We start from the raw sequence: 10584 nt of genomic DNA on the forward strand, positions 1-10584 counted from the left end.
CCACCCGGCAGGAAGCAGCCAGCCTGCTCCCCCGCTGACCCGCCCCGCACCGGCCACCGGGCGGCCCGGACACCACCCCGGGCCGCCCATTTCCCACGCCCCCAAAGACTCAAAGCACCGGCTGCGGTACTGTACCCGCCCGGAATCCCGGGCAACTTGTCCAATCGGCAGCAACGGGCAGGAAAAAGGCAGAGGGCCCCGCACCATTCGGTGCGGGGCCCTCTGTGCTCAGGCCGGTGCCTGCTCAGCAAGCCGGTCCGATCTGCGGCAATTAGTTGCCGGTGAGCTTTTCGCGCAGGGCGGCCAGGGCCTCGTCGGAAGCCAGGGTGCCGTGCTCGGCAGCCGGAGCCTCGGAAGAGTAGCTGGTCTGGGCGGACTCGCCGGGGCCGGCAACAGCAGCGGTGTCCTCGGCCATCGCCGCGGCAACCTGCTTCTTGTGGGCTTCCCAGCGGGCCTGGGCGTCGGCGTACTGCTGCTCCCACGCGGCACGCTGTGCCTCGTAGCCCTCGAGCCACTCGTTGGACTCCGGATCGAAGCCCTCCGGGTACTTGTAGTTGCCCTGCTCGTCGTACTCGGCGGCCATGCCGTACAGCGCCGGGTCGAACTCGGTGCCTTCGGGGTCGACGCCCTCGTTGGCCTGCTTCAGGGACAGCGAGATGCGGCGGCGCTCCAGGTCGATGTCGATGACCTTGACGAACAGCTCGTCGCCCACGGAGACAACCTGCTCGGCCAGCTCCACGTGGCGCACGGCCAGCTCGGAGATGTGGACCAGGCCCTCGATGCCGTCTTCGACGCGGACGAACGCACCGAACGGAACCAGCTTGGTGACCTTGCCCGGGACAACCTGGCCCAGGGCGTGCGTGCGGGCGAAGGTCTGCCAGGGGTCTTCCTGCGTAGCCTTCAGGGACAGCGAAACACGCTCGCGGTCCAGATCCACTTCCAGCACCTCGACGGTGACTTCCTGGCCGACCTCGACAACCTCGGACGGGTGGTCGATGTGCTTCCAGGACAGCTCGGAGACGTGCACCAGGCCGTCGACGCCGCCCAGGTCCACGAAGGCACCGAAGTTGACGATCGAGGACACGACGCCCGGACGGACCTGGCCCTTCTCCAGCTTGTTGAGGAAGCTCGAGCGCACCTCGGACTGGGTCTGCTCCAGCCAGGCACGGCGGGACAGCACCACGTTGTTGCGGTTCTTGTCCAGCTCGATGATCTTGGCTTCGATCTGCTGGCCGATGTACGGAGCCAGGTCGCGCACGCGGCGCATCTCGACGAGGGAGGCGGGCAGGAAGCCGCGCAGGCCGATGTCGAGGATGAGGCCGCCCTTGACAACCTCGATGACGGTACCGGTGACGACGCCGTCCTCTTCCTTGACCTTCTCGATGTCGCCCCAGGCGCGCTCGTACTGGGCGCGCTTCTTGGACAGGATCAGGCGGCCTTCTTTGTCCTCCTTGGTCAGGACAAGGGCTTCGACCTGGTCGCCCACGGCAACAACGTCCCCGGGATCAACATCGTGCTTGATGGAGAGCTCGCGGGAGGGAATGACACCTTCGGTCTTGTAACCGATGTCGAGCAGGACTTCGTCGCGGTCGACCTTGACGACGGTACCTTCGACGAGGTCACCGTCGTTGAAGTACTTGATGGTGGCGTCGACGGCAGCGAGGAAGTCCTCGGCGGTGCCGATGTCGTTGATGGCGACCTGGGGGGCACCGGGCTTCTCGGTGGAGGTGATGGTCATGTAGTAGGGGCTCCGATGTGGATAGTTTTCTTGGTTCCGGACGCCCGGCACAGCAAAGTGCCCCGGCCGCCCGGAAGTGGACTTTTTGGAAATTGCATACGCATTACGCGCCCGATAAGTCTAGCCGGTGCAGGCAACTCCGGTCAAAAGTGCGTGATGCAGTACGGGCGCTCCGGCAGTGCCATCAGACGGTCCAACCGCGCTACCGCGCCGGGCTCCCCGGCGACCCGGCCCGCCGCCGCCAGGGTGTGTGCCGTGGTGCCGCCCAGATACAGCGAACCGAGCGCTTCCACACCCAGCCGGAGATCGACGGCGGCGTCCGCCGCGAGCGGCTCGACGGAGGCCTCGCCGCCGCCGGCCGTCAGGCGCCAGCGTCCTGCGGCCAGGTCCAGCGGATCGGCGATTTCGAAGCTGACCGAGCCGGCCCCGGCGTAGCTGCGGGACTGCAGCGCCGTCACCGGGTCCAGTATCCGCAGCCACAGTGTGTCCTCCTCACCGGTCACCTGGTAGCCGCGCCCGTCGCGCAGCGCCCACGGCAAGGGGTCCTCCACCGCGGCCAGCGGGTACTCGATCCGTTCGACCAGGTCGATGGACCCCAGATAGGCCCACAGGCCTAGGTAGGCCGCAGGCGTGGCCGCGACCAGGTCCACCACCTTGACGGCACGCGGGGAGGCGTCCCAGCCGGCGAACTTGTAACAGGCATAGCCCTCGGCGGCGCCGTCCGCTCCGTGATACACGGCGGCCCGCAGCGCCCTGTCCGGTTCGGGCTTGTGCTGTCCCCAGCGCCCGGAAACCACCTGCGCATACGAGGACTGCCGGCCCACCGACCCGCGCGTACGGGCGTGGAAGCGGGCGAAAACCTCCGGTCCCAGCGCGGCCAGGAGGTCCGGATCCGCAACCTCCACGCCGCCGGCATCATCCGCCGGGACGGACAGCCCGAAACGTTCGCGCACGTCCACCTGGACCGTGCGCCCGAAAGCGGCCGCACCGAAGCCGAACCGGCCGTAAATGGTGGCCTCGGAAGCGGTCAACGCGGCCAAGGCCAGGCCTTCGTCCGCGGCACGGTACAGATCCTCGGTGATCAACCGGCGGAGGATGCCCCGGCGCCGGTGCGTGGCCCGGACCGTGACCGCGGTGACCAGGTGCGCCGGCAGCAGGACCCCGCCGCCGATGTTGATCGTGTTCTGCATCGTGGCATAGGTGGCCACCGGGACCGCCGGATCCCAGACCCCGGGCCGCACGGTGTCGTCGTACACCGCGGTGAGCACGCGGGCGTCCAAGTCATAGGACTCGGCGTAGCGGGCAACATCGACAGGATCGGCCTTGGCATCGTGGAAGCCGAACTTCACGGCGTCGAACCAACCCTCGAGCCGCTGGTCGGCCAGGCCGTCCTCGCGGAGGGCGGCGAACCGTTCGGTGCGCAGGGCCGGACCGGACACGTTGGCGGCGGTGTTCACGCTGCCGAGCCTAGCATCCGGGCACGTACCGGCACGGTCTCCGGTGCGAGGATGGGCAGGTGCCGGAAAACTCCACCTTGCTCAACACTGGCCCCGCCGTCTGGCTCCTGCTCGCGGTCCTGCTGGCCGCGGCTGCCGCGGTCTCCCGCTGCGCACTCGGGATGCCTGCCCGGCAACTGCTCTCCGCAGGCCTGCGGGCGCTGCTGCAGCTGGCGGTCGTGTCGCTGGCCGTGGCGGCGCTGAGCCGTTCGGCAGTACTTGCGGCAGGTTTCCTGCTGCTCATGCTGCTGGTGGCAGCCTGGACCGCCGCCCGCCGGATCGGCGCCGGGACCGGCGTGCCCGCCGCGGCGCTGCCGATCCTAGCCGGCGTCGCCCCGGTGGCCGGGCTGATGTTCGCCACCGGTGTGCTGCCGGCGCAGCCACTTGCCTGGCTGGCGGTCTGCGGGCAGCTGATCGGCGGCGCGATGACCGCCACCAACCTGGCCGGGCGCAGGATCAGCGCGGAACTGACCCTGCGCCGCGGCGAGGTGGAAGCCGGACTTGCCCTGGGCTTCGAGCCACGCGCCGCCCGGGCCCTGGTGGCCCGGCCGGTGGCACACGAGGCATTGCTTCCGGCACTTGACCAGACCCGCACGGTGGGCACCGTCACCTTGCCCGGCGCCTTCGTGGGCCTGATCCTGGGCGGCGCCTCACCGCTGGACGCGGGACTGGTCCAGCTGATCGTGCTCGTCTCGCTGCTGGCCGTCGAAGCGATTGCCATAGCGGTGCTGGCCGTGCTCACCGAAGCCGGCCAGGTTGCGGCCGCAGTCTCCTGAACGCCCCGGAAGCGCCCGGGAGCGTCCGGTCCCTTAGTGCCCGGCCGCCTGCCAGTCCTGCCCGACGCCGACCGAGACGTCCAGCGGGACGGTGAGTTCCGCCGCCCCGGCCATCTGCTCGCGGACCAGCCGTTCCACCGCCTCGCGTTCGCCCGGGGCCACTTCCAGCACGAGTTCGTCGTGGACCTGGAGCAGCATGCGCGATTTCAGCTCCTGCTCGGCCAGCGCCCGGTCCACGCCCAGCATCGCCTTCTTGATGATGTCCGCCGCGGAGCCTTGGATCGGCGCGTTGAGCGCGGCCCGTTCGGCCATCTCGCGCAGCTGCCGGTTGTCGCTGTTCAGGTCCGGCAGGTAGCGGCGGCGGCCTTCGATGGTGGACGTGAAGCCGTCCTGCCGCGCCTGGTCCACCACCGAACGCAGGTAGTCGCGCACGGCACCGAAGCGGTTGAAGTAGTCCTTCATCAGCGTCCGGGCCTCGTCCACCGGGATGTTCAGCTGCTTGGAGAGCCCGAAGGAGCTCAGCCCGTACACCAGTCCGTAGGACATGGCCTTGACCTTCGAGCGCATCTCGCTGGTCACGTCCGCCGGCGCGACATTAAAGATGCGCGAACCAACGAAGCGGTGCAGGTCCTCGCCGTCGCGGAACGCCTGGATCAAGGCCTGGTCCCCGGACAGATGCGCCATGATGCGCATTTCGATCTGCGAATAGTCCGCGGTCAGCAGCGTTTCATAGCCGGGGCCGACGACGAAGACCTCGCGGATGCGCCGGCCCTCCTCGCTGCGCACCGGGATGTTCTGCAGGTTCGGGTTCAGCGACGAAAGCCGCCCGGTGGCGGCCACCGTCTGCGCATAGGTGGTGTGGATGCGTCCGCCGTCGGCCACGGCCTTGCGCAGGCCCTCGACCGTCTGGCGCAGCTTGGTGGCATCCCGGTAGGCCAGCAGCTGCAGCAGGAACGGATGGCCGGTCCGGACCACCAGGTCCGTCAGCGCATCCGCGTCGGTGGAGTAGCCGGTCTTGATCTTCTTGGTCTTGGGCAGCCCCAGCTCGTCGAAGAGCACCGCCTGCAGCTGCTTGGGCGATCCCAGGTTGATCTCCTTGCCGATGATCCGGAAGGCCTCGGAGCTGGCGGCGTTGATGGTGGCGGTGAAGTCGTCCAGCAGCGTGTCCAGCTTGGCGGTATCCACCGCGATGCCGGTGAGCTCCATCCGGGCCAGCACCAGGGACAGCGGCAGTTCCAGCCCGCCCAGCAGCTGGTTGGCCCCGCGGTCCACCAGCTGGCCGGCGAAATGCTCGCTCAGCTGCAGGGCCGCGAAGGCCTTCATGACCGCCGGACCGGCCTGGTCCTCCTCCAGGCCCAGCTCCAGCTGCCCGCCGGCCGCCGGGGCGGCGGCCACGGAGAGCTTCAGGTGGTACTGGGCCAGATCTGCCAGCTCATAGCTGCGCCGGTCCGGCTGGATCAGGTACGCCGAGACCGCCGTGTCGTCCACCACGCCCAGCAGCGTCAGCCCGCGCCGGGCCAGCAGCTTGTAGGCGGCCTTGAAGTCGTGGACCACCTTGGGTGCGTCCAGGTCCGCCAGCCAGCCGGCCAGCACCCGTTCGGCGTCCTCGTCGAGTTCCGTCAGGGCGATGTAAGCGGCATCTGTTCCGGTGACCAGTGCCAGCCCGACGGCGTCTTCCGTGCTGCCGGCGCCCTCGGTCACCAGCTGCACCGCGACATTGAGCTGGTTGGTGCGGTCCAGCCAGTCCTCCAGCTCCGCCGCGGTGCCGAGCTGGACGTGCGCCGGGGCATGGACCTGGACCTCCTCGGCCGCCTCCTCTTCCTCGAACAGGTCGATGAGCCGCTTGCGCAGGGTGTTGAACTGCAGCGAGTCGAAGAGTTCCTCCACGGCCGCCCGGTCCGGATGCTGCAGGATCATCGATTCCAGGTCCACCGGCAGGTCCAGGTCCCGCAGCAGATGGTTCAGCCTCCGGTTGCGCCTGACCTGGTCCACATTGGCGCGCAGCGAATCCCCGACCTTGCCGCCGATGGCGTCCAGGTGCGCCAGGATTCCCTCCAGCCCGCCGTACTGGTTGATCCACTTCGCGGCCGTCTTGGGCCCGACGCCGGGCACGCCCGGCAGGTTGTCCGCGGTCTCGCCGACCAGCGCGGCCAGGTCGGAGTAGTGCTGCGGGCCGACGAAATACTTGGCCTCCACCGCGGCGGCGTCCATCGGCGGAATATCGCTGACGCCCTTCTTCGGGTAGAGCACGGTGACCTTCTCGGTGATCAGCTGGAAGGCGTCCCGGTCCCCGGACACCACCAGCACCCGCCATCCGGCGGCCTCGCCCTGGCTGCTCAAGGTGGCGATGATGTCGTCCGCCTCGTACCCGTCCATGGTGATGGTGGGAATCCGCATGGCCTGCATGACCTTGACGATCAGATCTACCTGGCCGTGGAATTCCTCCGGCGTCTTATTGCGGCCGGCCTTGTACTCGCTGTACTCCTCGGACCGGAAGGTCGGGGTGTCCAGGTCGAAGGCGACGGCGACGTGCGTGGGCTGCTGCTCCCGGATCATGGCCAGCAGCATTGAGATGAAACCATAGACCGCGTTGGTGTGCTGCCCGGTGTCGGTGGCGAATTTGTCCGCCGGCAGCGCATAGAACGCCCGGAATGCCATCGAATGCCCGTCGATGACCAACAGCCGGCACTCTGATCCGTTGGCAGTTTCGGCCTCTGCAGGGCGCTCGATAGTGGCTACGGAATCCGGTTTGTTTGTTTCACTCACAGATGCCAGCCTAGTTCCCATGAGCGACAAATTCATTCCGGACACCGTCCCCGCCGGCACCGGCGGGCGGCTGCAGGAACTGGCCGACGCCGGTGTCCCGGAGCACCTGCGTCCCTGGCTGGCCGACGCCGGGGTCGGTGCCCTGGTGGTGAAGATGGGCATCCGGTTCCTGGAAATGACACCGGAGCGCATGGTCGCCACGATGCCGGTGGAGGGCAATACGCAGGCCTTCGGCATCCTGCACGGCGGCGCGCACGTGGTCATGGCCGAGACCCTGGGCTCCTTCGCCGCCGCCATCCACGCCGGTCCGGACCGCGTGGCGCTGGGCATCGAAGTGGGGGCCACCCATCACCGCTCCGCCACCTCCGGGCTGGTCACCGGAACCGCCACGGCGATCCAGCTGGGGCGTACCCTGACCGTCCACGAGGTGGTCATGACCGACGAGGCCGGCCGCCGCCTGTGCACGGCCCGGATCACCAACCTGATCCGGGACGCAGGCTAACGCGGCGCGGCTTCAGGCGCCGGCCGGCCTCTGCCCGAAGCGGTAGTGCAGTTCCACCATGGAACCGCCCAGGGTCCTGGTGCCCAGCAGTTCGGCCGGCGCCTCCGCCGTCGAAATCGGCAGCAGTGGTTTGCCGCGGCCCAGCGTCACCGGGACCAGCGTCAGGATCATTTCGTCCAGCAGCCCGGCTTCCAGGTACTGCCCCGCCAGTGCGCCGCCGCCGACCACCCAGACATCCTTGCCGCCGGCATCGGCAAGGATGGACGGCTGGTACAGTCCGACGTCGCCGCGGACAAAGGTGACATCCGCGCCGGGGATACCCGGCAGTTCGTGGTGGGTGAAGACCCACGCCGGGGTGTCTCCGTATTCCCAGCCGCCGGCCTTGAGCAGGAACTGGTAAGTGGCCGACCCCATCGCAATGGCCCCAACATTCGCCATGAACTCCCGGTAGGTGTCCTGGACGCCATCGGCGTCATTGAACTGCATGAGCCAGTCCAGGTTGTCCTGCGGATCGGCGATGAAGCCATCGAGTGTGCTTGCCACATAGTAAACAGTCCGTGCCATGTGGCCATGCTAGCCAAGTTGCTCAGGAATGGAACGCCGGGACGATCAGGTAGATCCCGTACAGCACGGCCGCGGCGCAGACGCCAAAGCAGGCAAAGGCCGATGCACGCACCATCCGCTGGCGCGCCCCCGCCGAGTCCGCGGCGACGGCGAGCAGCCGCACGCCCAGCCCGTACGTGCCGACGAGGACCATGGCCGCTGCCAAGGTGGCGCCGGCCACCAGCACGAAGGCCAACCAATCGATGCTCACTCGCCTGCCTCCATCAGCTGCTCTGCCATCTTCTCCTCCGGCTGCGCTTCGCTCTTCCGCTTCTTCTTCCGGCGCTTGATCTCCACGACCTCGCCGGCATGGTCCAGGCCGCTGATGGCATTGTCGTGGCTGACCCGGTTGCGTTGGGAAACCAGGAACATCAGCGCAATGACCAACGTGCCCACCACGGCGTCGATAATGACGCCGGCCGGGCCCAGGTGTGCCACCGCGGCGGCCAGGGCGCCCACGACCGCGGCGGCGGGCAGCGTCAGCACCCAACCGACGGCGATGCGCCGGGCGGTGCTCCAGCGCACCTGGGCGCCCTTGCGCCCAAGGCCGGAGCCGATCACGGACCCGGAGGCCACCTGCGTGGTGGACAGCGCGAAGCCCAGGTGCGAGGAGGCCAGGATCGCCGAGGCGGTGGAGGATTCTGCCGCGAAACCCTGGGCGGGCTTGACCTCGGTCAGCCCGCTGCCCAGGGTGCGGATGATCCGCCAGCCGCCCGTGTAGGTGCCGATGGCGATCGCCAGGCCGCACGCGGCGATCACCCAGGGCAGCGGCCCGGAGCCGGCCGGCTGCGTACCGGCAGCGACCAGCACCAAGGTGATGACGCCCATGGTCTTCTGTGCATCGTTGGTGCCGTGCGCCAGCGCGACCAGGGAGGAGGAGAAGATCTGGCCATAGCGGAAGCCACCGCGTTTGGGATTGGCGACGGCGCCCTTGCGGGTGGTGATCCGGTACGCCAGCCGGGTGCTGAGGAACGCGACGGTGCCGGCGATCAACGGCGCGAGCACCGCCGGCAGCAGCACCTTGGACACCACGACGTCGTAGTTGATCACGCCGAAACCGGCACCGACGATGGCCGCGCCGATCAGCCCGCCGAACAGGGCGTGCGAGGAACTCGATGGCAGGCCCAGCAGCCAGGTCAGCATGTTCCAGACGACGGCGCCCATCAGGCCGGCGAAGATCATCTCCGGGGAAATGGCCAGGCCTCCGCCGCCCTCGCGGATGATGCCGCCGGAGATCGTCTTGGCCACCTCGGTGGACAGGAACGCGCCGACCAGGTTCAGCACGGCTGCAAGGGCCACGGCCGTCTTGGCTTTGATGGCGCCGGTGGCAATCGGCGTGGCCATCGCATTGGCCGTGTCATGGAAGCCGTTTGTGAAGTCGAAAAAGAGGGCCAGCACTATGACAAGTACGACCATGAAGGTGAGATCCACCAAGTTACCAATCTGGTGAGGGAGAACGTTAAGCTGGCGTTCACCGGCAAGCCGCAAGGAATTCAGCGTCCGGCCACACGCCCTACGATTGTAGATGGGTTCCGGCCCGGTGGACACATCCGGATCCGGAGCTTGTTGACACCGGCGGGACGCCACCTGATGATCGGGAGGGGGCGTCCACCATCGGCAAGCATCCACCCTCAGGAGTCATCGTGAAGGCACTGGTTTATCGCGGGCCCGGACAGAAGTCCTGGCAGGAAGTTCCCGACCCGAAGATCGAACATCCCACCGATGCCATCGTCCGGCTGGACACCACCACGATCTGCGGCACCGACCTGCACATTCTCAAGGGCGATGTGCCCGCGGTGCAGCCGGGGCGCATCCTGGGCCATGAAGGTGTCGGGACCATTACCGAAACCGGCCCGTCGGTGACCGGCCTGCAGGTGGGCGACCGGGTGATCATCTCCTGCATCAAGTCCTGCGGGCACTGCGCCAACTGCCGCACCGGCTTGTTCTCGCACTGCCTCGGGGACGAGGGCGCCTCCGGCATTGGCTGGGTCTTCGGGCACCTGATCGACGGCACCCAAGCCGAGTATGTGCGCGTGCCCTATGCGGAGAACTCGCTGCACCTGCTGCCGGCGGGGGTCGGTGACGACCAGGCGGTCATGCTGTCGGACATCCTGCCGACCGGTTTCGAAATCGGTGTGCAGTACGGCCGGGTCAAGCCCGGCGACACGGTCGCCGTCGTCGGCTCCGGTCCGGTTGGGCTGGCGGCCATCGCCACGGCGGGCCTGTGCGGGGCAGCGACCGTGATCGCCCTCGACCTGGATGAGAACCGGCTGGAACGGGCCAGGGAGTTCGGCGCCACGGACACCGTTGCCACGTCGGCAGCGGACTGGAAGGAGCAGGTGCTGGCACTCACCGACGGCGGCGGCGTGGATGTGGCCATCGAAGCGGTGGGCATCCCGCAGACCTTCGAGATGGCCCTGGACCTGGTCCGGCCGGGCGGCAACGTGGCCAATGTGGGAGTCCACGGCAAGCCGGTCCAACTGCACTTGGAAGACCTGTGGATCCGTAACATCAACATCAGCATGGGGCTGGTGAACGCGAACACCACGCCGATGCTGCTCAGGCTGGTGGCCCAGCACAAGATCCCGGCGGAGAAGTTCGCCACGCACCGTTTCAGCTTCGACCAGATGATGGAGGCTTATGACACCTTTGCCAGGGCGGCGGAGACCAACGCGCTCAAGGTCGTCATCACCCGCTGATCCC

Annotated in this window: 9 protein-coding genes; 3 read left to right on the plus strand and 6 right to left on the minus strand. The window is 68.1% G+C overall.

Going from position 1 to position 10584, the window contains the following annotated elements; all coding sequences use genetic code 11:
• Positions 1 to 271 precede the first annotated feature (271 nt).
• Complete coding sequence (gene rpsA, locus LVY72_RS20595) at positions 272 to 1738, minus strand: 30S ribosomal protein S1 (RefSeq protein ID WP_237826032.1); 1467 nt, start codon at positions 1736 to 1738, stop codon at positions 272 to 274.
• A gap of 143 nt (positions 1739 to 1881) precedes the next feature.
• Positions 1882 to 3195 (minus strand): GNAT family N-acetyltransferase, encoded by a 1314-nt coding sequence (locus LVY72_RS20600; RefSeq protein WP_237826033.1) that lies wholly within the window; start codon positions 3193 to 3195, stop codon positions 1882 to 1884.
• 59 nt (positions 3196 to 3254) lie between these two features.
• Here LVY72_RS20600 and LVY72_RS20605 point away from each other — a divergent pair, with 59 nt between their 5' ends.
• Positions 3255 to 4010: an ABC transporter permease gene (locus LVY72_RS20605; RefSeq protein WP_237826035.1), complete on the plus strand. Its 756-nt coding sequence runs from the start codon at positions 3255 to 3257 to the stop codon at positions 4008 to 4010.
• A 33-nt stretch (positions 4011 to 4043) separates the two neighbouring features.
• Here LVY72_RS20605 and polA read toward each other — a convergent pair whose 3' ends face one another.
• Complete coding sequence (gene polA / locus LVY72_RS20610) at positions 4044 to 6776, minus strand: DNA polymerase I (RefSeq protein WP_372463742.1); 2733 nt, start codon at positions 6774 to 6776, stop codon at positions 4044 to 4046.
• Between the two features lie 19 nt (positions 6777 to 6795).
• On the opposite strand from polA, the gene LVY72_RS20615 reads away from it, so the two are divergent.
• Positions 6796 to 7278: a PaaI family thioesterase gene (locus LVY72_RS20615; protein ID WP_237826037.1), complete on the plus strand. Its 483-nt coding sequence runs from the start codon at positions 6796 to 6798 to the stop codon at positions 7276 to 7278.
• Positions 7279 to 7290: 12 nt separating this feature from the next.
• Here LVY72_RS20615 and LVY72_RS20620 read toward each other — a convergent pair whose 3' ends face one another.
• Genes LVY72_RS20620 through LVY72_RS20630 form a run of 3 tightly spaced genes read right to left on the minus strand, consistent with a single transcriptional unit; the run spans position 7291 to position 9312 of the window.
• Positions 7291 to 7842, minus strand: coding sequence for a dihydrofolate reductase family protein (locus LVY72_RS20620; RefSeq protein WP_237826039.1), 552 nt, complete (start codon positions 7840 to 7842; stop codon positions 7291 to 7293).
• Positions 7843 to 7864: 22 nt separating this feature from the next.
• Positions 7865 to 8092 carry a hypothetical protein gene (locus LVY72_RS20625; protein ID WP_269092768.1) on the minus strand — a complete coding sequence of 76 codons (228 nt, stop codon included), beginning with the start codon at positions 8090 to 8092 and terminating at the stop codon, positions 7865 to 7867.
• Positions 8089 to 9312 carry an inorganic phosphate transporter gene (locus tag LVY72_RS20630; protein WP_308190853.1) on the minus strand — a complete coding sequence of 408 codons (1224 nt, stop codon included), beginning with the start codon at positions 9310 to 9312 and terminating at the stop codon, positions 8089 to 8091. The genes LVY72_RS20625 and LVY72_RS20630 overlap by 4 nt, the downstream gene beginning before the upstream one ends.
• A gap of 212 nt (positions 9313 to 9524) precedes the next feature.
• Between LVY72_RS20630 and LVY72_RS20635 the strand changes: the two genes are divergently transcribed.
• The gene (locus LVY72_RS20635; RefSeq protein ID WP_237826042.1) at positions 9525 to 10580 is read left to right on the plus strand and encodes a zinc-dependent alcohol dehydrogenase family protein; all 1056 of its coding nucleotides are present in this window, start codon (positions 9525 to 9527) and stop codon (positions 10578 to 10580) included.
• Positions 10581 to 10584: the final 4 nt, after the last annotated feature.

This window comes from Arthrobacter hankyongi, assembly GCF_022012395.1.
Classification (GTDB): Bacteria; Actinomycetota; Actinomycetes; order Actinomycetales; family Micrococcaceae; genus Crystallibacter; species Crystallibacter hankyongi.